A 25,320-nucleotide genomic window follows, 5' to 3' on the forward strand; every position below is an offset into this window, starting at 1 on the left:
TATAATTGAATTAAAAGTGACTATTTGGAGTTTGCCATGGAGAAGTATAAAAAAATTCTCGCCGTTATAGATCCTACTGTAGAAGAGCAAAAGGCGCTTAACCGTGCAATTGAATTAGCGAGTAAAACTAACGCTTCAATTACCGCTTTTCTTTCTATATTTGATTTTTCCTACGAAATGACAACGATGCTTTCCGCAGATGAACGAGAAGCAATGCGTCAGTCTTTAATTCGTGACCGTGAAGAGTGGTTACAAGAAATTATCGACGAATCTCCACACGAACACGTTAACATTGACTCTCAAGTTGTTTGGCACAACCGCCCTTTTGAACCTATTATCGAACAAGTGCTGCATAACGGTTACGATATTGTCATTAAAGGAACTCATGAGCACGACAAGTTAAAATCGGTAATATTTACCCCAACTGATTGGCATATTCTCCGTAAATGCCCTTGCCCAGTATTATTGGTGAAAGATCACTTGTGGCCAAAAGACGGGAATATATTGGCAGCACTGAATGTAGGAAGCGATGAACAAGAGCACCAGTCTCTTAACAGCATAATTACAGAAGAGGCAGTTAATCTAGCTAACCTCATTCAAGGCAATGTCCATTTAGTTAATTCATTTCCTGGTACGCCAGTAAATATAGCGATAGAAATTCCAGAGTTTAATGCAAACGAATACAACGACTCCATGTATGAACATCACAAGAATGCCATGGTTAATCATGCAGAAAAATTTGGCATTTCAGCAGAGCAGACCCACATTGAAGAAGGCTTACCTGAAGATGTTATCGAAGCAGTTTCTAGTAAGTTAGATGCAGAGTTAGTTATTTTAGGCACAATAGGCCGTACAGGTTTATCTGCCGCTTTAATCGGAAATACAGCTGAGCATGTCATTGATCGATTGAACTGTGACGTTTTAGCTTTAAAACCAGCGGGTTATAGTTCACCACTTCAAGACTAAATTTTCGACATTAATGGAATGAAATAACCAGCTTCAAATGCTGGTTATTTTTTACTTATCATCTTGCCTATACCGCATTATAATACGCCCCTTTTTACACGCTCCTAGCATTTCAAAGACGAAGTTTTCTTATGACCGAAGCAGATAACCGCAAAGCCATATACGAAGCCAACAAACTGCAAAAACGCTTGCGCAGTAAAGTGGGTAAAGCCATTGCCGATTACAAGATGATTGAACATGGCGATGTTGTAATGGCATGTATTAGTGGCGGTAAAGACAGTTTTGCCATGCTAGATATTTTACTAAGCCTGCAAAAATCTGCGCCTGTGGACTTTAAAGTCATTGCAGTTAATCTAGATCAAAAGCAACCAGGCTTTCCTGAGCATGTACTTCCTGAGTATTTTGAATCATTAGATATTCCTTATTACATCATAGACAAAGATACATACTCGGTTGTAAAGGAAAAAGTACCAGAAGGTAAAACAACCTGCGGGCTGTGCTCTCGCCTAAGACGAGGTACTTTGTACTCGTTCGCTGAAGAAATAGGTGCAACCAAGATAGCGCTAGGCCATCATTTAGATGACATTGTCGAAACTTTGTTTCTTAACATGTTCTTTGGTGCAGCATTAAAATCAATGCCACCAAAATTACGAGCAGACGATGGGCGAAATATTGTTATTCGCCCAATGAGTTACTGTCGAGAAAAAGACTTACTTAATTTTGCAGAGATCAAGCAGTACCCTATCATTCCTTGTAACTTGTGTGGTTCTCAAGAAAACCTGCAACGTCAAAATATTAAAGCAATGCTTAATCAATGGGACGCACAAACCCCAGGTCGCGTAGAAAACATTTTTAAATCGATTAAGAATGTTAGTCCGAGCCAACTTGCTGATACCGAGCTATTTGACTTTGAGCAGCTACCAATCGACAGATCAGAGCCAAGAGCCGAATATGAATTTTCGAAAGAGCTGGTGTCTTCTACCAACATAGATGATTCGTTAATTATTGACGTTTCAAACATTTAAGTAATTCAAATACCACACTCAGCTTTGAATTTAAAAGCTGGGTGTACTATTGTTCATTAAACAAACAAACCCTACTGTTATGCTTAATCAATATTTTAAATTAGATCAACATCAAACGACTGTTAAACAGGAAGTTATAGCAGGTATTACAACTTTTCTAACTATGGCTTACATTATCTTTGTCAATCCTGCGATGCTGGCAGAAACGGGTATGGACAGAGGTGCCGTTTTCGTAGCGACTTGCATTGCTGCCGCTATTGGCTGTTTTGTCATGGGTATGTTAGCAAATTACCCAATAGCGTTGGCCCCAGGTATGGGACTTAATGCATTTTTCACCTATACCGTTGTATTGGATATGGGTTATACATGGCAAGTTGCTTTGGGTGCAGTATTCATTTCTGGCTGTGCATTTATTATTTTAAGCTTGTTTAACATCAGAGAATGGATAATTAACGCTATCCCTCACTCTTTACGATTTGGTATAGCAGCAGGTATAGGCCTATTTCTGGCGTTTATCGCCCTTAAGAATGCTGGTATTGTCGTCGATAGCCCTGCAACTTTACTAACCATGGGTGATATAACTTCTTTTTCAGCGGTTATGGCAGCAATTGGCTTATTTGCCATTGTTGGTTTAGCGAATAGAAACATTAACGGTTCTGTAATGATCTCAATTCTATTGGTAACCTTTATTGCCATAGCCTTAGGCCATGTTGAATTTAATGGAATCGTATCAGCACCGCCGTCAGTTATGCCTACCTTTATGCAACTTGATCTCAGTGGCGCATTAGAAATCAGCATGTTAAGTGTTATCTTCGCTTTCTTATTTGTTGATTTGTTTGACACGTCTGGCACCTTAATTGCGGTAGCTCAACGCGGCAAGTTATTAGACAAAAATGGCTCATTACCACGATTAGGCAAAGCTCTTTTAGCCGACTCTACTGCAACAGTCGCTGGTAGTATGTTGGGTACATCTACCACCACTAGCTACGTAGAAAGTACATCTGGTGTGGCAGCGGGCGGCAGAACAGGATTAACTGCAGTAACGGTTGGCATTTTATTTCTACTCGCAATATTTTTTGCACCATTAGCAGGCATGGTACCAGCTTACGCTACAGCAGGACCTCTTTTTTATGTAGCTGTATTAATGTTGGCGAGTTTGATCAATGTAAAATGGGATGACTTATCTGAAGCAGTTCCTGTTGCGGTTATTTGTATTACTATGCCACTAACTTTCTCTATTGCTCACGGTATTGCGTTCGGTTTTATTAGTTATGTTGCGGTAAGAGCATTTAGCGGACAGTACAAAGAAATCAACATTAGCGTATTGGTATTAGCACTGTTATTTATTGCTAAGTTTGCTTACTTTGCCTAATAGAGTGCCGGCAACTAAAAATTAAGAATCCACCTACATAGCAGGTGGCGTTGGCACAGCTCCCTTCTAGGGAGCTACTTTCTTTCAAGTATTGATTCGTCTCAAAGTTAAATTCTTTCAAGCTTCTTTTTAACTTCACACTATATTGTCGGTGTGCCGACAGCACGTTAGAGGGAAAAATCGATTGTTTCCCTCTAACTTTTCGGCAACTGCTACTGCGTTGCTCTACCACCTACGTCCATGTAGGCGCCCTCATCGCCCGACTCACCGAAGTCAAACACCAAATATTTTAACCGTCATGCCTACCTGACGAATGCTCGTCCAACCGCGCGTCAGTGTCAGCCATCCATGGCTGACAGGCGTGGCGGCCTTAAAAATATTTGCTGTTATCGCTTCAACGGGAACGGGCATTCGTCATACCAATTGAGAAGAAAAAACTGGCTCTTCCCAGAACTTTAAGGATTTCTTTTGGAGCTAGGCTCTTTACGGGCATAGCCCCAACTTAACGATCACCACCTAAATAGGAGGTGCTTTAAAGCTGACAATCAAAAAAAACGCCTAATGGCGGTTTTTTATTATCACTAAAATGATGCTAGTTACTAAAAATATCTCGCGTTATGCCTGAGCATCTCTGTAATCTCAATAATATAGTCGCTTCCACGCTCTGAATAAGCCAGTAAGCCGGTTGCGATAATAGCTGAATCCAACGGAAGGTTTTCTTTTCGCAGCTGTCTTCTCGTCTCTCTCAGCGCTTTATATGCTCCATTAGTATTGATGTTATATAAATAATGACCTACAGCTTCATTAACTGAGTCAAAAGCGGCAACCTCATGCTTTAGACCTGCATCTCTACCGCTAGGCACCATGCCACAGCCCTTTTGATAACACCAGATACCAAAAAAGTTTAATCCTATTCGCGCAAATCTAGAACTTCCCCAAGCAGATTCATTCGCAGCTTGCACTAAAACCAGCTCAAGAGGAACAATATCAATTTGGTCAATCATTCGCTGAAGTAACACATCAGGTGCCGCTTTGCTATTAATTTTATATCGCTTAGCAATAGATTTAACTGAAGTCAGTTCTGACGTAGATAAGGAATCACCAGCCGCTAACATGCCTTGCCATTCGACTAACTGTTTCCTTAAAGACAGCAGCTTCTGGTTTTCTTGCTCTATTGCTGGACGTAGAAATGCGAAAAAAGCTTTTTTCTTTTCTCGTACATCTTTTATTGCGGCAAAATCAGGTAAATCAACGTTATGAAGAGGCTTCTCTATGTCTGGCTTAGTTGGAATTACTTGATCTTCCTTGCGTTTCAATTCGTCTGAATCCACTGTCTTTTGCGTAAACGGGCGGATCAGCGCCACAACAAACAAAATACCGATTACAATAACAAATGAATATTGAAACGTTTTTTGCAACGCATTCCGTTTAGTCACTTTTTGCATAACATTCCTTTAAATCTTTTACGCTAAAAAATTTCCATCATGTGTTGAGTGTTCACCTTTTTCCACACTCAATTCCATGCCAAAGATTTCGCGGTAAAGAACTCCTTTTACATTATAGAACATGGGCGCTAAATAACTGAGTAAGAAAATAGTAATAGCTAACCCTAATATGCCTATAGGTTGCCCTTGTGTAGCTACAACTGGTAGCAAAGTAAAGATAAGCGCTAACACTAGCACAAAGTACACTAAGAATAAGTTAAGCCACTGAAATCGTGTCGCTTGTAAAGAAATGATAATTGCTTTAAGAGGTGATAAATTCTTAAGCACAAGTAAAGGTAATACGAGGGACAAAGCAACCGCTAAATAAACACCAGGAACAATTAGCAAGGCAAAGCCTAACGACGTGAAAGTAGAAGTTAATAACGCACATAGGGTGACAAACGCGGCTTTATTTAAGAAGTTCCACACCATACTTGCTTTGGTTTTAATACCAACAGCATGAAAAACACCCATCAACTCTACGCCAACAATAAATGGTGAAACAACTAAGGTTAAAGCTAAATTAACACCTGGCCCATATTGTTCATGCGTCATCAGAGCCTGTATACCACCGGCATAATGACCACCAATAGATACCACCACCAAACTAATAGCTAGACAAAACAACAAGCCTAAATTGATTGATTTTCTAGAGTGTAAACTTGTTTGCCAAGCCTCTTTCAGAACCGCACTGACATTAATGCTATATTGTCCTTTGAGCGCTTTTTCTATGCTGCCACCTACTTGCAACTTTGATTTTTCTTCCACTTAACAAACCTTCAATAGTTATTGTTTGACATATACTGTCAATAATTCTTGAAAGCGATTATACCTAAACGGCTATAGATAGGAAAAAAATATGACTGTTTACTCAGCCTTTTTCTTAAAATTAAGTAACAATTCTGCGAAAAATTCACTACCTTTGGCCTCGGCAAAAGCAATATTATTTTCAGGAATAGATTCAGGATCTTTATACACGGACAATACTTTAGCCATGCTCTCTTCACGTATTACATGGATTACTGGTAAAGGTGATCGATTAGTGAAGTGGCTAGCAGAATTAAGATCTTCACCTTCAAAAACATAATCTGGATGGAAGCTCGCTAACTGATACTTTCCTTGGTAACCCAACCTTTCTAATTTCCATTGTGCTTCATCCACTAAGTCTAAGTATCGCTCAAAAGAGTCAAAGCCATTAACTAAGATAACTAAGCTAGTTTCGATCTGGTTGTTATTATCGAGTAACTCAAACTGCTCAATAACGCCATCAATACATTGAGTGAAGTCGCTTGTATCTATCACGGAATATTCAATAGTGTTATTTACAAACTCTTTTTTCGCAAAAGGGCAAAAATTAAAACCAATAACAACGTGCTCTAGCCACGCTTTAGTCTGTGCAATAGCACTTTCTTTACTTATCATTTAGATACTTCTTGAATATTTAATAGGTTATCTTATTCTGACGAACTGCTTTGTTGCAGACGCCACATTTTGCTGTAATGCCCCTGCTTTTCGATCAAAGTGTCATGGCTACCCTGCTCTATCACTTGACCTTTTGCCATAACGACAATAACGTCTGCATCAACAATAGTTGACAAACGATGCGCAATAACGAGGGTTGTTTTACCTTGTGAAACTTCTTTGATAGCAGATAATATCGCTTGTTCACTTTGGCTATCTAACGAAGATGTCGCTTCATCAAACACCAAAATAGCTGGATTTTTCAATATAGTCCGTGCAATTGCTACCCGTTGTTTCTCGCCGCCTGAAAGTTTTAAACCTCGCTCTCCAACTTGGGTATCAACACCGTCAGGTAAACTCTCAACAAAGCGACTTAAATGAGCGAGTTCGATGGCTTGATTTACTTGTTCATCTGAGGCTTCAGGGTCGCCATAACGTATATTTTCTAACAAAGAATCATTAAACAACACAGTATCCTGTGGAACGATACCGATGTTGTGACGAAGTGAATGCTGCGTCACATTGGCAATGTTTTGTCCATCAATGGATATAGCACCGCTTGAACAATCGTAGAAACGAAATAGCAATTTGACTAAGGTTGATTTACCAGAACCACTTTCGCCTACAATTGCCACTTTTTGCCCTGCTTTTACCTTGACATTCAACCCTTGTAAGATTGCGCGGTCTTGATGGTAAGAAAAATAGACATTATTAAAGCTGATATTACCCTCTTTCATTAGCAGCGCTTCAGCACCTGGTTGATCTTTAATTTGGGGCTCTTTTTTCAACAGAGAAAACATTTGCTCGATGTTTGCTAAAGATCCTTTAATTTCACGATAAACAAAGCCAAGGAAATTAAGAGGCATAAAGAGCTGCATCATGAAGGCATTCACTAAAACAAAGTCGCCCAAAGTCATATTGCCATACGTGACTTCGTAGGCAGCCAAACCAAGCATCGCAGTCATCGAAATAGAAATAATTACCGCCTGACCGCCATTTAATGCAAACAAAGATAACCTGTTTTGCATTTTAGCTTTTTCCCAAGTAGCCAGTTGCTCATCATAAGCCTTCGATTCATATTCTTCGTTAGTAAAATATTTAACGGTTTCGTAGTTAAGTAAACTATCAATTGCTCTTGTGTTACTTGAAGAATCAGCTTTATTGGCAGCTCTAACATAGCGAGTACGCCACTCGGTCGCAATCACCGAGTAACCTACATAACTTGCAATTGATACCGCTGTTAATACTGAGAACCATATACCGTAGTTAAACCATAAAATACCGATAACCAAACAAATTTCTAACAAGGTCGGTACAATATTAAACACCATAAAGCGCATCAAAAAGTTAATGCCAGACGTGCCTCTATCTATGTCTCTTGATAAACCACCTGTTTGCCTATTTAAATGAAAGTCTAACTCTAAACTATGAAGATGCTTGAAAACTGATAACCCAATACGTCTAATGGCCCGCTCTGTTACTCGACCAAATAAGGTATCTCTAATTTCTGCAAACAGCACGATAGAGAGCCTTACAGCACCATAGGCTGCTACTAAGCCAAAAGGAACAAGTAATACGTTATTTTCTAATTGCTTGTCCAAGGTATCGACTATGTCTTTAAGAACAAATGGTAGATAGACACTGGCTAATTTAGTTGCGATTAAACATCCAATGGCTAAGGAGATACGCCCTTTAAATTCCAACAGGTATGGAATAAGTGAAGAGAAAACCTGCCAATTAAATTTCTCTGGCTCTTGATGAGTAGTACTGGAACGACGCATATTAATCTATTTACTTGGCTTTTGGGCACTTTAACCAGTTGTTACAACAAACACAAGCCAAGCTAGTATTTCACTGATATGCTAAGTGCAAAGACTCATTAATAATTAGGAATGTTGTAACGTGCTGGCATTATTAAAAAATACCATCGACCGCTGTTTGTTCACCGCTGCATTTATTATCGGCGTCCAACTTCCTGCCTTTATTTACGCTTATAGCCAACGACTCGCTGGTCACTATGAGGAAGCAAAAGCTAACTTGGCCATGTATGAACAGCTCGCTCAGGCTCATTTTAATGGAGACATCACCAAACTTATCGAAACTTATCAACAAAGTGACGTAGCAGCTATTAACGAAACCGGCCATATCGTCCAACAGCTAGTAGAGAGAGTTGATTACCTCTATTCTCTAATTAGCCAAATCACCGTACCAGATTATATAACCCAAGTTCAGCATTTAGCGCTTTACTCAGATAAATCAATTGCGCAGCAAACACTAGCCGACTTTAAGATGTCAATTCCACTAACAATGGAGTCTCTTGTAACAGGCGCATGTTTTGCCGTCTTAATCAGTATTTTGTTTTACCTTTTCAACACCTTAATCGGCAAAATATTCAAGCGAAATCATGGTCGAGACAATATCGACTTGATAAAGGAATAACAATCGCTTTAATAATGATATTAGCCAGTATTTTAAACTGGGTATTTTTCTCGCATGTCAGCAACAGTCATTGTTAGAAAGGAATTTAGTGCGCTCATATCGATATCACTTAGTCGATTGATGTATAAGCAAGATTTGGAGATTTTCACTTTACCCAATTTCGCAAGATGCGCTTCGTAACCATCAAACCCTTGCATAATATATAAGGTCATCGATTGTTTGCGTGGAGAGAAGCCGGTTATCATCCATTGCTGTTCTTTGCCTTTGCTATTTCGGTAACTATAGCGATCAAATCCAACAATTGATGACCCCCACATTTGTGGTTCACATTGTGTGATATTTTTGAATAAGTCTAAAAGCATAAACGCGTCGTTACGACGCGTTTCATTTTCAACACTTTTGAGGAAAGCCTCGACGTCACCAGAATTGGGCGTCGTTTTTAAATCGCTCACGATTTTTGCTGGTAACAAGAAAAGGCTATCGAAATAACCTTTTCTTTGTTAGCTAACTAACCGTTGCCGTCTTCGACGCGACTTTTAAGTTTTTGACCTGGTCTAAACGTAACCACTTTACGAGCAGAGATAGGAATATCTTCACCTGTTTTAGGGTTACGACCTGGGCGTTCACTTTTTTCGCGTAGATCAAAATTACCGAAGCCCGACAGTTTCACCTGCTCACCGGATTCTAAAGTTTCACGAATTTCTTCGAAAAACTCTTCGACAATATCTTTCGCGTCACGTTTACTTAGGCCAACTTTTTCAAATAAATGTTCTGCTACTTCTGCTTTGGTTAGCGCCATTGCTTAATCCCTCAGTGATGCATTAAGTTCATCTTTTAACGATTCAACTACACGATTAACAACGTCGGAGATATCTTTTTCTTCAAGCGTCTTGTCATTATCTTGTAGCGTTAACGCAATGGCCAAACTCTTGTAACCGTTTTCAATGCCATTGCCTCGGTATACATCGAACAAGTTTAGATCAACTAAATAATTTCCGCCAACATTTTCAATGAGTTGTAACACTTTTTTTGCTTCAACTGATTCTTCAACGATAACAGCAATATCGCGTCTATTGGCTGGAAAGCGCGAAATATCTGAGGCTGTAGGAATTTCAAGTGCTGAAATTTCCGCCAAAGTTAATTCAAATAAAACCGTACGACCATTTAGGCCAAGTTTTCTTTCAATTTCAGGATGTAAGGTACCAAGGTAACCCACCAGAGTCTCACCACGGTAAATTGCAGCAGTTTGACCTGGGTGCATTGCACTGTGTGTTGCTTGCTCAAAACGATATTCACTAGCTGCTGCGGTACGTTGTAATAACGCTTCAACATCAGCTTTAATATCAAAGAAGTCAACCGTCGCTTTTTCCAAATCCCAGTGCTCAGCATGACGACCACCAGTGATAACACCAGCAAACATAGCTTGCTGACGAACACCATTCTCAGCGCTATTGTCAGGGATAAACCTAAGGCCTGTTTCGAACAAACGCACTCGAGATTGTTGACGATTTTGGTTGTAAACCGCTGATTGTAATAAGCCTGTAAATAGACTTACGCGCATTACTGACATTTCAGAAGAGATCGGGTGTGGAAGCACCATCACTTCTTGTTCAGGGTGCAAGATCTGTTGAACTTTCGGGTCAACAAAACTATACGTAATCGCTTCTTGATAGCCACGAGCAACTAAAGTCTGCTTAAGGCGTTTAAGCGGAAGATTCGCTTCCTTTTGCTCACGCATAGTCAAAGTAGCTGTTGGTGATACATTTGGAATATTGTTGTAACCAAATACGCGTGCTACTTCTTCCGTTAAATCTTCTTCAATCGAAATATCGAAACGGTACGCTGGAATTTGCGCAGTCCAAACGTCATTTTCAAACTGAACATCAAATCCTAAGCGCTCTAAGATTTCAGTCACTTTGGCATCTTCAATGTGGTACCCAATGCGACCATCAAGCTTATTGCGACGCAAAGTTACTTCTTTCGTTGCCGGAATGTGTTCTTCAGAAACCGCTTCAACGATAGGACCTGCTTCACCACCTACAATATCAAGTAATAACTGAGTTGCTCTTTCCATAGCATCGCGTTGCAATTGTGGGTCAACGCCGCGCTCGTAGCGATGTGACGCATCTGTGTGCAAGCCGTATTGACGTGCTTTGCCTAAAATCGCAAGAGGAGCGAAAAATGCACTTTCTAAGAAGATATCAGTTGAAGACTGTGTAACACCTGAGTGTAAACCACCAAAAATACCCGCCATTGCTAACGCTTTGTTGTCGTCTGCAATAACCAGTGTTTCTTCACTTAATGTCACTTCATTTTCATCAAGAAGTACTAGCTTTTCTTCTTTGTTAGCAAAACGAACATTAATATTGCCATCAATTGCTGACAAATCGAATGCATGCATTGGGTGGCCTTGCTCTAAAAGCACGTAGTTTGTAACGTCAACCACAGGGTCAATAGAGCGAACACCACAACGTCTAAGTTTCTCAACCATCCACAACGGAGTTTGCGCTTTGACATTAATATTCTTAATCACACGACCTAAATAACGAGGACATGCTTCAGGAGAAGACAAAGTAATATCACATGTTTCATCAATAGAAGGAGCCACTGCTGTAATTGCAGGCTCGTTAACTTCTAAACTATTTAAAACACCCACTTCACGCGCTAAGCCCTTAAGGCCTAAACAATCGCCACGGTTTGCTGTTAAATCTACATCGATAGTTACATCGTTAAGATCTAAATATTCACGAATATCGGTGCCAATTGGTGCGTCTAATGGCAATTCAATAATACCATCTGCAGATTCAGCTAAGCCTAACTCTGACTCACTACAAAGCATCCCGAAAGACGGCTGACCGCGTAATTTCGCTTTCTTAATTTTAAAGTTACCAGGAAGTACAGCACCTACCATAGCAACCGCAACCTTTAGACCTAAGCGACAGTTAGCGGCACCACATACGATATCTAAAAGTTCACCATCTTCAGATGCTGAACCAACATTGATTTTTGTTACTTGTAATTTGTCTGCATCTGGGTGTTGTCCACATTCAACAACTTCACCCACAACTACACCAGAAAACTCACCAGCGACAGGGTCAACACCGTCAACCTCTAAGCCAGCCATCGTAATTTGATGTGCTAATTCTTCAGACGAATTGGCAGGATTAACCCACTCACGTAACCAAGATTCACTAAATTTCATGTTGAGTTGTCCTACTTAAATTGTTTCAAGAATCGAAGATCGTTTTCGAAAAATGCACGTAAATCGTTCACGCCATAACGCAACATAGTTAAGCGCTCGACCCCCATACCAAAGGCAAACCCCGTGTACTCTTCTGGGTCGATTCCTACAGCTCTAAGGACATTAGGGTGAACCATGCCACAACCTAATACTTCTAACCATTTACCGTTTTTACCCATCACATCTACTTCTGCTGAAGGTTCAGTGAATGGGAAATATGATGGGCGGAAACGAATTTCTAAGTCTTCTTCAAAAAAGTGATGTAAGAAGTCGTGCAAAATACCTTTTAGGTGGGTAAAAGATACGTTCTTGTCTACCATCAAGCCTTCTACTTGGTGGAACATTGGTGTATGCGTTTGATCATAATCGTTACGATAAACCTTACCTGGAGAGATAATTCTCAATGGTGGTTTTTCCGCTTCCATCGTACGAATTTGTACTCCAGAAGTTTGCGTTCTCAATACTAACTTCGGGTTGAAGTAGAAAGTATCGTGATCTTGTCTTGCTGGATGATGCTCAGGAATGTTTAACGCATCAAAGTTGTGAAAATCATCTTCAACTTCTGGGCCTTGCTTAACTGAAAAGCCTAAATCACCAAAAAAGCTTTCAATGCGCTCAATTGTGCGTGATACCGGATGAAGACCACCGATTTCATCGCCACGACCTGGCAATGTTACATCAATTGTTTCTGCTGCTAGTTTCTTATTTAACTCTTCGTTGCGAAGAAATTCACCACGCTCGTTTAACAACTTTTGTACTTGTTGTTTTGCCTGGTTAATAACTTGGCCCGCTTTCGGCTTTTCTTCTTTTGGTAATTGGCTTAAACCTTTCATTAACTCGGTAAATTGACCTTTCTTACCTAAAAAGCTCACGCGAACTTGATCCAGCTCAGCAGGATCGGTTGCAGCAGCTATCGCTTGCTCTGCTTGCAAAATAATATCGTCTAAGTTCATGAGTTCCTCTGAAACAGCGCTAAAGCATCGTAAAACGTGCTTTGACTAGACTTATGGTGATTTTAAAAATGGGGTAAGATTCTACACAAAATATAAGTAGAAATGTAGTAAAAACAACAGATTTAACAAAATGGTCTAAATCTGTTGTTTTTGAGTGGTTAAAATTGAATTTTGGCGGTGCACCCAGAGTCAGATATACCCGCTTTTTTGTTGTCTTCTAGGCTAAATTGCCATCCGTACTTTTGACAAACATCTTTAACAATTAAAAGGCCAATGCCAAAACCTTCGTAGCCTCTAGACTGATTATTTAACCCGACACCGTTGTCAGTCACTTGAATACCCTCGGAAGTAACTGAACATGTTACTTTTCCGCCAATACTACTGTTAACCGCATTGATTAAAATGTTTTCAATCACTGCCCTCAATAGCAATGGCTCAGCATTCAATGAAAAATGCCCCTGAAGCTCATAAGATACCTCACATTGATTTCCTTGTGCCTTTAAGTCAATTCCTGTGGCGATATCGCTAATCAACGACTCTGAAACGTCAACACTGCCATTATCGTCAGTTTGCTCTCGAGCAAGTAATAAAAATGTACTTGTTAATTGTTCTAACTGTTCTACGGCGTTAGCAATTTGTTGATGTTGTTTATTTGTTTCAATAGATTGCTTCTTTAACACACTTAAACTGCCACGAATAACCATAAGTGGCGTTCTTATTTCATGGCTTACGTAACGAGTAAACGACTTCTCTCGGGCAATTAACTGTTCTATGTTTTTTCGGTATTGATTGATAGCATCTAGAGTTTGTTGTAACTCTTTAGATTCAATGTCGCCAAGATTAATCTCATCGAAATTATCTGGAGACATTGACTGAAGCCTTGCCGACAAAGACGCTAAGGGAACAGAAATTCGAGAAATTCTGTTGAGGATTAATCGAGCCATGATAAGACTGAACACTAACGCTAATAAGGTCAGGCTTAAAAACAAATAGGTAAACTCATCATCATTCCACTCGATTTCAGTGGTGTCTTCAACAACATATGCAACGATAGATTGACCATCGGCCAAGGTTAAATCTTCAGCAAAAATAACATATTCTTTGTCGTTTTCAGCATGATGTGTAGTTACCCCTCGCCAATCAGCACTAATAATTTCGTGGACAGCGTCAGGTAACAACGCATAGTCGTCGTAAACTTTAGTCAAAGGATCTACATCTATTTCGCCTTTTGCACCGAGCTGAAATATTTTTATATGCTCAGGCGCCACTATCATCATACGATTACTGGTACTTCTATCTTCAGAATAAAGTACGGTACTCACAATAGTTATGCCGTAAAAAATCAACAAAAAAGTAATGCAAAGAAAATAAACAGAAGCGACTAAACGTGCTAACGATTTAGGTTGTTTCATCATCTACTACCAGTTTGTAGCCTTTTTTAGGCACGGTTTTAAGCATGTCAAACTCAAAAGGCTTATCCAGCTTGGTTCTTAATTGATAGACGTGTTTACGCAAAACATCATCATCTGGCGGGTCATCAGGCCAAAGTTCTTCTTCCATCGCTTGACGCGATACCATATTGGGGAAGTTTTCCATTAAACACTTAAGAATACTAAAACAACTGTTATTTAGCGAAATGGGCTTTCCCTCTCGGGTCACTTCATAGGTTTTGCTGTTTAAGACTAAGCTACCACATGTTAGCTGACCGTCAGCGAAATTCGCTTGACTGCGTCGTAATACCGCCTCTATCCGGGCTTCTAATAGTTCTAGATCAAAAGGCTTAACAATATAGTCATCAGCTCCAGTTCTAAGACCGGTTAACATATCGTGATTTGTATCTCGTGCTGTTAGCATAATAATGGGGGTTGTTACCCCTTTTGCTCTCACTAAATCGCATAAGGTAATACCGTCAATGCCAGGAAGCATGATATCTAAAATGATACAGTCGAATTCTCCGGTTAATGCTAACTGAAGGCCCAAAGTACCATTGGCAGCATGATCTAGTTCAACATTGGATCCCTCAAAGTAATCATAAATAACTTGGGCTACTTCTGTTGTATCTTCAATTAAAAGTAACTTCACTTATACCTCTTGATAAAGCACAGGTTTAGGCCTAATACTGACATTCAAATAGTACCCGCTTTCTATTCTTACTCACTTCATGACAGTCTTGAGCAGTAAATGACGATATACTTTGTCGTTCTTTTAGACCAACGATCAAAAACATTTTGTTAGCGGTTCTCTTTACTTTATTGAGTTCCAGCAAAGAATCAACTTTTTGCGCTCGGCCTTGGCTGTAAAACTGCGCAGAGAATGGCAACTTTTGCCAATAAACAATAGGAACATCAGGTTGGCTTTTAATTGCAGCTAACGTGTCTTTTTCTGAAACTTTCGACCAACTGCCGGACGCGATATAAACAATGGCAAGAATTAGCACTAGAAGCGTGACTACACTGACAAAACCAACTCTGCTTTCACCTTGGTAAAATAAACAAATTAACAGGGCTAGCCCGCCAAAGCCTGGTAATACGTATATAGGCAAAATATTACCCGCCATAGTAAATAAGATCATTGGACTTACCATCCAACTTAACGCAAACCAAAATTTATTCCGCTGTTGAGTTAACACCCGACGCGTCTTGGTAACACGAAATAGCGACGCCAACAAAACAAATGACCATGGAAAAGCTGCTGCTAACCAATAAAGCCAAATCTTCCCTTTTGGTTCTGTATGGGCAGTTCCATATAAATCCCCTTGCCACCCGGGTTCAACAAAGCGGTAAAAGTGCTCACCTAAGATAAAATATTCGACAAAGCCTGGCGTTGCTTGTTCTGCGAGAATGTACCAAGGTAAGGCGATAACACTTAGAATGATTATCCCAGAAAACCAAGGTAATGTTTTTATTAACTCAAAAATCTGTTTCGTTACTACAGACCAGATAAAAACTGCAATCCCCACTAAAACAACGGCAACTGGTCCCTTTGCCAACAACCCTATACTTAAAGCGACGAAAAACAGATAACCTGCTAGCTTATCTCCTTGGCTAAATTGCCAGATACTTGTCATGGCTAATGTCATACTTAATAACAGTAAAGTGTCGGTCATTATCATCCCTGACGCGATAATAAAACCTAAACAACTGGCTAACACGACCACCGATAAAATGGCTTGCTTTTCACTCAAAAATTTTTGAGAAAACTTGAAAAAAATCAATAAAGTAAGAACACCTGCAAGCAGGTGTGGCAGCCTTCCGGAAAATTCAGATTCGCCAAATAAACTAAAACCAGCAGCAGTGATCCATGTATGTAACGGGGGCTTTCCCCAAAAAGGTAACTCATAGTTAAAATGGGGGGTTAGCCAATTCCCTGTTTCATACATGATACGAGCGATTTCACCATAGCGAGCTTCAGTCGTGTCATATAGTGGATAAAGCGCCAATGAAACTAGGCGTACAGCAACAATGCTGATAACAATAAATAGCAGTTTTTGCTGGTAACTTAACTTTCTAACCATGTTGCCTTACCTTGACAACATCACTTGAAATTTTAGCGGTTTTCTCTTCCATCACAATATAGGTCGGACGCTGTTTTGTTTCGGTAAAAATTCGACCGATATATTCGCCCATAACACCGATAGCCAGTAATTGGACACCGCCTAAAACAAGTTGAACAAGCATCAATGATGGATATCCTGCAACGCTCTCACCAAATATTAGCGTTTTGCTTAGAATTACCATACCGTAAACAAAGGCAATGGTTGATAATAACAGACCGCTCCAAATCGCGATGCGCAATGGCTTTACACTAAACGCAGTGATACCACTCAAACCTAATTTAACCAGTTGCCAAAAATTCCACTTTGTTTCGCCAGCAGCTCGTTCTGGACGGTCAAATAGCAAGGTTTTTTGTACAAAACCAGGCCAAGACATTAAGCCTTTCATATACCGATTTTTCTCTGGCATTTGCCTGATTTGCTCAATTACGTCACGCGAAAGTAAGCGAAAGTCACCAACATTTTCTTCCACTGGGCTATCAGCTAACCAGCTGAGTAATCGATAATAAATTTTTGCAGAGCCTTTTTTAAATGCTGATTCGCCATGCCTAGCTTTTCGCTTCATGTTTACTACGTCTACCCCTTGCTGCCAGCAATCAATCATCTCACTAATAAGTTCTGGCGGATCTTGTAAATCAGCATCAAGTAAAATAGCGGCATCCCCATGAGCAAGGTCAAAGCCGGCAGTCATGGCAGCTTCTTTACCAAAATTTCGACTAAGGTTAACGTTTCTTACGGTAAGATTTGGCTGAGGTAACAAGCTTTGCATTAACTGCCAAGAGCTATCTTTACTTCCATCGTTGATATAGAGCACTTCAAAATCAACTTCAGTAATCATGGATGTTGCACTTTCAAGCCTTTGGTGAAAAAGGTTTAGCACTTCTTGTTCGTTATATACGGGAACAATGATAGTTACCAAAGGACGAGACTCTTTGTTAAACAAGGCTAGTTTCATAACCACTCCAATACTAGATTTTGGATAATTGTGGCATGAGCGATGTCTATCAAATGTCACCCTAATTAGACATTTTTGAGACATTTAGTTTGTTAACTTAAATCACCTAAGTTTAACCTTTTACAATTTTATGGTCTCAAGATTTGCATTGGTGGGTGGGTGTGGTTTTATTGTCGATATTCTTACCTTCAATATATTAATATTCTTTGCGCTTGATGTGACGTTTGCTCGTATACTCGCGTTTTGGTGTGCTGCTAGCGTTACTTGGTATGGTCATCGCCATGTTTCTTTTAAGGTATTAACAGGGTCAGCATTCTACCAATGGCTAAAACACTTCAGCGTTTGTCATGTAACGGGGGCATTAAGCTTAGCGATTTTTTACTTAAGTTATGCAACCATTGGCATAAATTTAAGCTTGATCTTAGGTATTGCTGTAGCGACCATACTCAACTTTTTGGTGGGAAAATATTTTACCTTTAAACGCTCAAGTAAAAACATAGCAGTGGCTAACTAGGGCGTGTTGATCTTTCAGGGTTAAATTTTGTTCGAATTAAATGCATTTTTGTCGCGGCACTTGTGATACGCATAGTTATTCTGCGCACAAAACAAGTAACAATGAGAAAATGCATTTAAACGAATCCAGAGGACAGCATTTATCATGCCTTTCTACTGCGTTATCGCTTATTTAGGTGGAATAACCACATGACATAAGCTCTGTCTTGTATAAAAACATCATAAATTGCTGCAAAAATAGCCTCGAAAGATCAACACGCCCTAGCTACACTTTTCGAAATTTCCGCAGGGTGTGCCTTGATGAAACACCATTTGCCAGTGGTTATCATTCTTTTGCCATAACGAACATCGCTGTGAATAATGAGCAGCGTGCTCACCATGCTTTAACATTTTTGAACGATATAATAGCTGGGCACAATTGGGAGCAAGTTGTTTTAATTCGAATTGCGATGCACTAATTTTCGGCGGAACCTCGAGAGGCAAACGCTCAAGTACCTCTTTTTTACCAAACCGATAACCACTAGCGCCAATTTCTTGAAAGTCATCAGCAATAAGCTGGTCTAGCTTCTCAGATGATAATCGTACTTCTTGCGAAAATAGTGCTTTTTCCAAAGAAACAATCAAAGCGCTTAGTTCTTGTATATCAGTCATAAGTTTATCTCTGCTAGTTTTTATTGCGTTTAACGGCAATGACTATACTGACAATTATCATACTGGGTATCACTTGAATAATCGGCCCCCAAAAAAATTGCCCGACAAACGCTTGGATCCAATTATCAAAAATATCGTAATGAGTGCCGATATGCCACGTTTTGGTGATCCACCACAAAATAAACACGGGAATCCGTGAAATTAACGCTAAAATAAGTAAGCTCAATAGCAGCAGTTTATGTGGTGAAGGATATGAGTAATGTTTCGTTGCCCAATAAACCGAAACAGCAAGGGACCACCATAAAAGACCTATAGGAAACACAAGGTAATCTGGCACGCCTGCCAGTTCAAGTCCAAACCTAATCGGCGTAATTAATAAAGCAACAACGACAGGAAATTTGGCTAGATGCCATGCTTTTTTAAAAATATCCAATCGTTTACATCCTTTTTCGCCCACGTAGAATTAACAGCAATACATTTTATCGACTACTTATAATTAATGGAGTTTTGATGTTAAAGTCAATAAAAAGGATAAGGCGATACGTCACAAAATGTTTCGAATCGCCTTTGTTAACTTACTGATTAATAGCCTTTCTTTTGCATTCGCGCGCCAGACTGCACATCCTTGTACATTTTAGACAGCGCTTTGTCTTTTGCTCTTTTTTCTTGCAGCGAAGCACTATTTCTAAATTGTTCAGCTTTCAATTTAAGAAAGTTGTCAAACCTGCGTTGCTCTAACTCACCTACCTCAAGAGCCGCTCGAATAGCACAACCAGGCTCATTTTGATGAGAGCAGTTGTTAAATCGACATTGCGAAATCAAAAACTCCACTTCGGCAAAAGTTTGTTCAACTCCCTCAGCGCAATCAGCTAACTGCAGCTCTCTCATACCTGGGGTATCAAGCAATAACGTGCCGTTTGGCATAAAGTGTAAAGAACGAGAGGTTGTTGTATGCCGCCCTTTTGAGTCATCTTCACGTATACCCGACGTTAATTGCACTGTATCCCCCAATAAAGTATTGACCAATGTAGATTTACCCACACCTGAAGAACCAAGAAAAGTCAGTGTATTGCCCTGCTTGCACCATGCTTTTAAAGGTTCAATACTGGTTGAATCCATCGTATTTACGGCAAAAACAGGTAAATAAGGATCGAGCTTTTGTACTTGCTCCAATTGTTGTTGAAACTCATCGACAAGGTCGCACTTGCTAAGCACAATCACTGCCTCTATTTTCGCTTCGTTAGCAATAGCTAAGTAGCGTTCGATTCGATTTAAATTAAAATCATCATTTAACGAACATACGATAAACATAGTGTCGATATTTGCAGCGATTAACTGCTCTTCAACTTTACTGCCAGCCGCCTTTCTTGAAAGTAACGAACTTCGCTCTAAATACCTAACAAATTGATTGTTTTCATCTAGTAAAAGCCAATCACCCACTGTGAGTGAAGGGAGGTTTTTAGTGATAGCTAAATGAATTTTCTCCGTTTCTAGCTGAACCTGGTAGCCGCTCCGATGATGAGCGATAACTCTGCCAATAGCAGTTCCGTCCAGTTCATCCAGCGTTAGTTGCTGCTGAAAAAAACCTTTCCAACCAAGCTGACTTAACGAGATTGGCGACAAAGCTACTGTATTTATGTTTGTGTTTGAATATGTTGTATTCATTGTTATTCCCTAGTCACTGAATCAAGCGTTCAGTGTTATTGCAGGTAACCTGCTAATTAAATTTAGGGTAATGAAAAGCATTAGCCCCGGTTTGTGTTTAAGGAATACACACCGGTACTGACGAAAGGAAGAGTTTAAACGTTAGCGTTAGCAGCTAGGCGTTCTATAAATTAAAAAATTATGTTCTTTTTGAAAATTCTTAATATGAATTAACTCATTCCACTTATGCAGTAAGCCCAGTGTGGTTAGTTAATACAATCATCAATTTCTCCTGTCGGTATCTGTTTTCTTTAAAAATCAGTGTTTAGTGTAACACGGAAGTCACAATTGGCCACTGGTATATGGTGACAATTTGTTAACGCCCTCTACTAGCTCATTCAACTTGCGACAAAACTGCAGGTAATTTCAGGCCTATTATTTGGCAACTTTACCTAGGTTTTACTCTCCTTTACGTATTCTTTACATTGCTTTTATTAAGATAGAGAACAACTAGAACAAGTCATCAGTTTTTATGGAACAAGTATTTAAAACGATATTTAGTGCCCTATTGTCGTTACTAAGAGCACTTTAGCGATACCTGCGTTTACCATTAGCCGTTTGTTATCACGACTTCTTTAGCGTAGCTTTCGCGATCTATATCAATAACCTCGACGGTTAACGAGATATCCGATAATGGTAACGCTTTTAATTGGTTTAAGACTTCATTAGACAAAGCCTGCTTTTGTTCTAAGGTTCTTCCCGAAAGAATTTTTAACGCAACGTGAACAAAACGCTTTTCTTCTCCTCCTGAAACAAAATGTTCAACTGGCACAGCTCTTACTTTTATATCTTTGCCGCCTTCATTAAATAGATTCGACGCTAAAGTACCATCAAAAACCGCCTTTAAAATAGGCTCAGGTGACACATCTTTGGCATGTTCGATTACACAATGTGGCATGTAACATTATCCTTTTTCTTATAGGTTTTATTTCAACCTATTCGTACTTAAATTTGATCGCAGAAAACAAAAAAGCTCGGCGATAGCCGAGCTTTTAAGTGACACTCATTCAACTGAGTTTATCAAATTACTGATTAAAGTAAGCTTGATAATATTGTGTTGAATGTTTCGCTTGGACGCATTGCTTTGCTACCAAGTTCAGCGCTTGGTGCATAGTAGCCAGCGATATCTTGTGCAGGGCCTTGAGCATCATTTAACTCAGCAACAATTTTCTCTTCTTGCTTAGTTAATGCTTGTGCAACTGCAGTAAATGCTGATTTTAACTCTTCGTCATCACCTTGCTCAGCTAGTGCTTGTGCCCAGTATGTCGCTAAGTAGAAGTGAGAGCCACGGTTGTCTAACTCACCTACTTTACGAGATGGTGACTTATTCTCATCTAAGAATTTACCTGTCGCAGCGTCTAACGTATTTGCAAGAACTTGCGCTTTTGCATTACCGGTGTTGTTGCTTAAGTGCTCTAAAGAAGCAGCAAGTGCTAAGAACTCACCTAAAGAGTCCCAACGTAAGTGGTTTTCTTTTTCGAATTGCTGAACGTGCTTAGGAGCTGAACCACCTGCACCCGTTTCGAATAAACCACCACCGTTCATTAGAGGAACGATAGAAAGCATTTTAGCTGACGTACCTAGCTCTAAAATTGGGAATAAATCTGTGTTGTAGTCACGTAATACGTTACCTGTTACAGAGATAGTGTCTTCACCTTTACCACAACGCTCTAAAGAGTGCTTACACGCTTCTGTAGGCGCTAAAATACGTAGGTCTAAACCATCTGTGTCGTGGTTTGGAAGGTATGCGTTAACTTTCTTGATGATTTCTGCATCGTGAGCACGATTTTCATCTAACCAGAAAACTGCTGGTGTATTTGATAAACGTGAACGTGTAACGGCTAACTTAACCCAATCTTGAATCGGCGCGTCTTTAGTTTGACACATACGGAAGATATCACCTTCTTCAACATCTTGAGAAAGTAATTCATCACCTGTAGCAATATTTACAGAACGAATAACACCAGTGCCTGGTGCTACGAATGTTTTGTCGTGTGAACCGTATTCTTCAGCTTTCTTAGCCATAAGACCAACGTTAGGCACTGTACCCATAGTTGTTGGATCGAAGGCACCATTTTCACGACAGTAGTCAACTACTGCTTGGAAAACGCCAGCGTAGTTACGATCTGGGATCATAAACTTAGTATCTTTTTGCTTACCATCTGGGCCCCACATTTGACCAGAAGCACGAAGTGCCGCAGGCATAGAAGCGTCAATGATGATGTCACTAGGAACGTGTAAGTTTGTGATACCACGGTCTGAATCAACCATAGCTAGTGGTGGTTGAGTTTGGTAAACCGCTTGTAAATCTGCTTCAATTTCAGCTTTTTGTTCTGCTGGTAAACGATCGATTTTCGCGTAAACGTCACCGATACCGTTGTTTACATCAACACCTAATTGCTCGAAAGTTGCAGCGTGCTTAGCAAATACGTCTTTATAGTATACTTTTACAGCGTGACCAAAGATGATTGGGTCAGAAACCTTCATCATAGTCGCTTTCATGTGAAGAGAAAGTAGTACGTCTTCATCATTTGCTTTTGCTGTTTCAGCTTCAAAGAATTCAACTAATGCTTTCTTGCTCATGCGAGATGCATCGATAACTTCTTTATCTTCTAGAGCAACCTTATCTTTTAGTACTGTGATGTCGCCATTTTCAGCAACAAATTCAATACGCATGTCAGTAGCGCCATCAACTGTCATTGACTTTTCACTGCCGTAGAAGTCGCCTTCTGACATGTGAGCTACGTGAGACTTAGAATCTTTTGACCAAGCGCCCATTGAATGTGGGTTTTTCTTAGCGTAGTTTTTAACAGCACCTGGTGCACGACGGTCAGAGTTACCTTCACGTAATACTGGGTTAACTGCAGAACCTAGTACTTTTGCGTAAGTTAATTTAATTGACTCTTCAGCTTCGTTTTGTGGCTCTTCAGGAAAGTCAGGTAATGCATAACCTTTGTCTTGAAGTTCTTTAATCGCCGCTTTTAATTGAGGGATTGAAGCTGAAATGTTTGGTAATTTAATGATGTTAGCTTCAGGTGTTTTAGCAATTTCACCTAATTCTGTTAAAGCATCACCAATGCGTTGCTCTTCCGTTAAGTATTGTGGGAAGTTAGCAATAATACGACCCGCTAAAGAGATATCACGTGTTTCAACGTTGATCCCAGAAGAAGCAGTGAAAGCTTGAATAATTGGAAGTAATGAATGCGTTGCGAGCGCAGGCGCTTCATCAGTAATAGTGTAAATGATTTTAGACGATTCTTTAGTCATTTCTTGTCCTACTTGTGTCAGCGAGTAAGCAACAAAACGAATATAAATTCACTCATGTATTGTTTTTATTCAGATTGTTGATATAAATTGTTGCGCGCGAATAGTATAGGAATAACCCCTAGAACTCAAGTATTTGCTCTAAAGCAGACGTATCCACGGCATAAAAAAGCAACGTATCCTACCCTATTTAGGTGATTTTTGATAGTGCCTATCTTTGCAAGTAAGTGACTTACTATAGTTAACTCCTGTATTTTCAAATTTACTCAAGTGTTAAGAAATTCGAACAGTAGCGCTTTAATCATTTCAAATGATCCCATTTTCGAGATTTTTACATTGTTGTTACAGTTTCGAAAATGGGACTTAGGCTTTTACACACAGACAATAAACTATGTAACCAACTGTTATAAATAAACTTATTCAAGTTGGCACCATAATCGCTCTACCAGTTCAACATTAGATTAATGAGCGAATAGTAAATGGATATAGTGCGTAAATCCCCTACTTCCCGTAAAAAACTCCCGACAATTATTGGCGCATGCTTAGGCCTAGTAGGTTTAGTTTCTGCCGTGGTGTATGCCTTAGATTCAAAACACGTTGTTTCATCAGACAATGTTTTAGTCGATAGAGTACAACGTGGCGAGTTCTCTCTCGATATAAGAGGAATTGGTGTATTGGTACCCAAAGATATTTACTGGGTAGCAACTGAAGTTAATGGACGGGTCGATAAAATATTTATAAAAGCAGGCGCCGCGGTGAAAAAAGGCGATCCTATAATCTCCCTGTCAAATCCAGCTCTGGTGCAACAGCTTGAAGAAAGCCAATGGGAACTCGAAGAAATTAAAGCACAATTAAATGCGCAAACCGTTTCTTTAGAATCTCAAGTATTAGATCAAGAAACCTTGGTATTTAACTCAAAGCTAAACTATGAACGTGCACTGTTAACACTCAATGCTCAATTAACTTTAATAGACAATGGCACGGCTACCATTTCAAAAATTGAACATGAAGAAGTCAAAATTGAGGTAGAACAACTCCTTCAACGTTGGCAGTTAGAGAAAAAACGTTTTACTAAATCACAGGAAAACCTCACCGCGCAGAAAAAAGCTTTTGCCGCACGCTTAAATAGAATGCAGCGCAGTGTTGATCGCATGCAGCATTTAGTTGATAGCCTGCAAATTACCGCAAGCATCGACAGTATAGTGCAAGAAATGCCGCTAGAGCTTGGTCAGCAAATTGTTGCGGGTAGTAATATCGCTCGTCTCGCTAATAACGATGTTTATATTGCAGAACTTCGCGTACCAGAAAAACAAATTTATCAAGTTGCCCTTAATCAAGAAGTCACCTTAGACACTCGCACAAGCTTAATGTCAGGCTTAGTTCAGCGTATTGACCCTGCAGTCGTTAATGGCTCAGTTCAAGTAGATATCGAAATTCAAAGTGAGCTACCTAAAGAAGTTCGCCCAGAGCTAACCGTGGAAGGAGAAATTCACGTCGCTAAGTTAGACGACGCGCTATACATCAAGCGCCCCATGTTTGCTAAAGCAAATGATGCAGGTTCGGTGTATCTCGTTAACCCAGAAAATAACAATGTCACCCTGTCGCAAGTAACGTATGGACGTGCTTCGCAAACACATATCGAAATTAAAAATGGTCTTTCTGTAGGAGACAACGTGGTAATATCCGACGTGTCATCGTGGAAAGAAAAACAAATACAAGCAATACAATAAGGAAAGATG

Annotated in this window: 24 protein-coding genes; 6 read left to right on the top strand and 18 right to left on the bottom strand. The window is 39.8% G+C overall.

Annotation, left to right across the window (positions count from 1 at the left end):
• Window positions 1–36 precede the first annotated feature (36 nt).
• From uspE to ACOB80_RS07650, 3 genes are all read left to right on the top strand, one after another.
• On the top strand, window positions 37–966 hold the full coding sequence (gene uspE, locus ACOB80_RS07640) for a universal stress protein UspE (RefSeq protein WP_473165214.1): 930 nt from the start codon (window positions 37–39) through the stop codon (window positions 964–966).
• Window positions 967–1,097: 131 nt separating this feature from the next.
• On the top strand, window positions 1,098–1,991 hold the full coding sequence (gene ttcA / locus ACOB80_RS07645) for a tRNA 2-thiocytidine(32) synthetase TtcA (protein ID WP_473165215.1): 894 nt from the start codon (window positions 1,098–1,100) through the stop codon (window positions 1,989–1,991).
• A 79-nt stretch (window positions 1,992–2,070) separates the two neighbouring features.
• Window positions 2,071–3,363, top strand: a complete 1,293-nt coding sequence (locus ACOB80_RS07650; protein WP_473165348.1) for an NCS2 family permease — start codon at window positions 2,071–2,073, stop codon at window positions 3,361–3,363.
• A gap of 273 nt (window positions 3,364–3,636) precedes the next feature.
• Here ACOB80_RS07650 and ACOB80_RS07655 read toward each other — a convergent pair whose 3' ends face one another.
• The 5 genes from ACOB80_RS07655 to ACOB80_RS07675 all read right to left on the bottom strand — a co-directional run bounded on the left by ACOB80_RS07655 (window position 3,637) and on the right by ACOB80_RS07675 (window position 8,089).
• A complete protein-coding gene (locus ACOB80_RS07655; protein WP_473165216.1) occupies window positions 3,637–3,774 on the bottom strand; it encodes a hypothetical protein in 138 nt (45 codons plus the stop codon).
• A 188-nt stretch (window positions 3,775–3,962) separates the two neighbouring features.
• Window positions 3,963–4,808 (bottom strand): glucosaminidase domain-containing protein, encoded by an 846-nt coding sequence (locus ACOB80_RS07660; RefSeq protein WP_473165217.1) that lies wholly within the window; start codon window positions 4,806–4,808, stop codon window positions 3,963–3,965.
• Between the two features lie 18 nt (window positions 4,809–4,826).
• Entirely contained in the window at window positions 4,827–5,615 is a 789-nt protein-coding gene (locus tag ACOB80_RS07665) for a hypothetical protein (RefSeq protein ID WP_473165218.1), read from the bottom strand.
• A 99-nt stretch (window positions 5,616–5,714) separates the two neighbouring features.
• Complete coding sequence (locus tag ACOB80_RS07670) at window positions 5,715–6,269, bottom strand: DUF1415 domain-containing protein (RefSeq protein WP_473165219.1); 555 nt, start codon at window positions 6,267–6,269, stop codon at window positions 5,715–5,717.
• A 32-nt stretch (window positions 6,270–6,301) separates the two neighbouring features.
• Window positions 6,302–8,089, bottom strand: a complete 1,788-nt coding sequence (locus ACOB80_RS07675) for an ABCB family ABC transporter ATP-binding protein/permease (protein ID WP_473165220.1) — start codon at window positions 8,087–8,089, stop codon at window positions 6,302–6,304.
• Window positions 8,090–8,210: 121 nt separating this feature from the next.
• Here ACOB80_RS07675 and ACOB80_RS07680 point away from each other — a divergent pair, with 121 nt between their 5' ends.
• Window positions 8,211–8,747: a DUF2937 family protein gene (locus tag ACOB80_RS07680; protein WP_473165221.1), complete on the top strand. Its 537-nt coding sequence runs from the start codon at window positions 8,211–8,213 to the stop codon at window positions 8,745–8,747.
• A gap of 32 nt (window positions 8,748–8,779) precedes the next feature.
• Here the strand turns inward: ACOB80_RS07680 and ACOB80_RS07685 are convergent, their stop codons facing one another.
• The 8 genes from ACOB80_RS07685 to ACOB80_RS07720 form a co-directional block, all read right to left on the bottom strand.
• On the bottom strand, window positions 8,780–9,199 hold the full coding sequence (locus ACOB80_RS07685) for a DUF1801 domain-containing protein (RefSeq protein ID WP_473165222.1): 420 nt from the start codon (window positions 9,197–9,199) through the stop codon (window positions 8,780–8,782).
• A 56-nt stretch (window positions 9,200–9,255) separates the two neighbouring features.
• Window positions 9,256–9,546, bottom strand: coding sequence for an integration host factor subunit alpha (locus tag ACOB80_RS07690; RefSeq protein ID WP_473165223.1), 291 nt, complete (start codon window positions 9,544–9,546; stop codon window positions 9,256–9,258).
• A 3-nt stretch (window positions 9,547–9,549) separates the two neighbouring features.
• Window positions 9,550–11,949, bottom strand: a complete 2,400-nt coding sequence (gene pheT / locus ACOB80_RS07695; RefSeq protein ID WP_473165224.1) for a phenylalanine--tRNA ligase subunit beta — start codon at window positions 11,947–11,949, stop codon at window positions 9,550–9,552.
• 11 nt (window positions 11,950–11,960) lie between these two features.
• The gene (gene pheS / locus ACOB80_RS07700) at window positions 11,961–12,941 is read right to left on the bottom strand and encodes a phenylalanine--tRNA ligase subunit alpha (RefSeq protein WP_473165225.1); all 981 of its coding nucleotides are present in this window, start codon (window positions 12,939–12,941) and stop codon (window positions 11,961–11,963) included.
• A 158-nt stretch (window positions 12,942–13,099) separates the two neighbouring features.
• Window positions 13,100–14,356: a sensor histidine kinase gene (locus ACOB80_RS07705; RefSeq protein ID WP_473165226.1), complete on the bottom strand. Its 1,257-nt coding sequence runs from the start codon at window positions 14,354–14,356 to the stop codon at window positions 13,100–13,102.
• The gene (locus ACOB80_RS07710; RefSeq protein ID WP_473165227.1) at window positions 14,340–15,023 is read right to left on the bottom strand and encodes a response regulator transcription factor; all 684 of its coding nucleotides are present in this window, start codon (window positions 15,021–15,023) and stop codon (window positions 14,340–14,342) included. The genes ACOB80_RS07705 and ACOB80_RS07710 overlap by 17 nt, the downstream gene beginning before the upstream one ends.
• A 31-nt stretch (window positions 15,024–15,054) precedes the next feature.
• A complete protein-coding gene (locus ACOB80_RS07715) occupies window positions 15,055–16,455 on the bottom strand; it encodes an ArnT family glycosyltransferase (protein ID WP_473165228.1) in 1,401 nt (466 codons plus the stop codon).
• Window positions 16,448–17,449, bottom strand: a complete 1,002-nt coding sequence (locus tag ACOB80_RS07720; RefSeq protein ID WP_473165229.1) for a glycosyltransferase family 2 protein — start codon at window positions 17,447–17,449, stop codon at window positions 16,448–16,450. The genes ACOB80_RS07715 and ACOB80_RS07720 overlap by 8 nt, the downstream gene beginning before the upstream one ends.
• Window positions 17,450–17,579: 130 nt before the next feature.
• On the opposite strand from ACOB80_RS07720, the gene ACOB80_RS07725 reads away from it, so the two are divergent.
• The gene (locus ACOB80_RS07725; RefSeq protein ID WP_473165230.1) at window positions 17,580–17,963 is read left to right on the top strand and encodes a GtrA family protein; all 384 of its coding nucleotides are present in this window, start codon (window positions 17,580–17,582) and stop codon (window positions 17,961–17,963) included.
• A gap of 260 nt (window positions 17,964–18,223) precedes the next feature.
• Here the strand turns inward: ACOB80_RS07725 and ACOB80_RS07730 are convergent, their stop codons facing one another.
• The 5 genes from ACOB80_RS07730 to ACOB80_RS07750 form a co-directional block, all read right to left on the bottom strand.
• Entirely contained in the window at window positions 18,224–18,613 is a 390-nt protein-coding gene (locus tag ACOB80_RS07730) for a nuclear transport factor 2 family protein (protein WP_473165231.1), read from the bottom strand.
• A 13-nt stretch (window positions 18,614–18,626) separates the two neighbouring features.
• Window positions 18,627–19,046: a hypothetical protein gene (locus tag ACOB80_RS07735; protein WP_473165232.1), complete on the bottom strand. Its 420-nt coding sequence runs from the start codon at window positions 19,044–19,046 to the stop codon at window positions 18,627–18,629.
• Window positions 19,047–19,195: 149 nt separating this feature from the next.
• Window positions 19,196–20,278, bottom strand: a complete 1,083-nt coding sequence (gene rsgA, locus ACOB80_RS07740) for a ribosome small subunit-dependent GTPase A (protein ID WP_473165233.1) — start codon at window positions 20,276–20,278, stop codon at window positions 19,196–19,198.
• 589 nt (window positions 20,279–20,867) lie between these two features.
• A complete protein-coding gene (locus ACOB80_RS07745) occupies window positions 20,868–21,215 on the bottom strand; it encodes a 5-carboxymethyl-2-hydroxymuconate Delta-isomerase (RefSeq protein ID WP_473165234.1) in 348 nt (115 codons plus the stop codon).
• A gap of 134 nt (window positions 21,216–21,349) precedes the next feature.
• Complete coding sequence (locus ACOB80_RS07750; RefSeq protein ID WP_473165235.1) at window positions 21,350–23,584, bottom strand: NADP-dependent isocitrate dehydrogenase; 2,235 nt, start codon at window positions 23,582–23,584, stop codon at window positions 21,350–21,352.
• A gap of 476 nt (window positions 23,585–24,060) precedes the next feature.
• Between ACOB80_RS07750 and ACOB80_RS07755 the strand changes: the two genes are divergently transcribed.
• Window positions 24,061–25,311, top strand: coding sequence for an efflux RND transporter periplasmic adaptor subunit (locus ACOB80_RS07755; protein ID WP_473165236.1), 1,251 nt, complete (start codon window positions 24,061–24,063; stop codon window positions 25,309–25,311).
• Window positions 25,312–25,320: the final 9 nt, after the last annotated feature.

It is taken from the genome of Thalassotalea coralli (genome assembly GCF_055786205.1).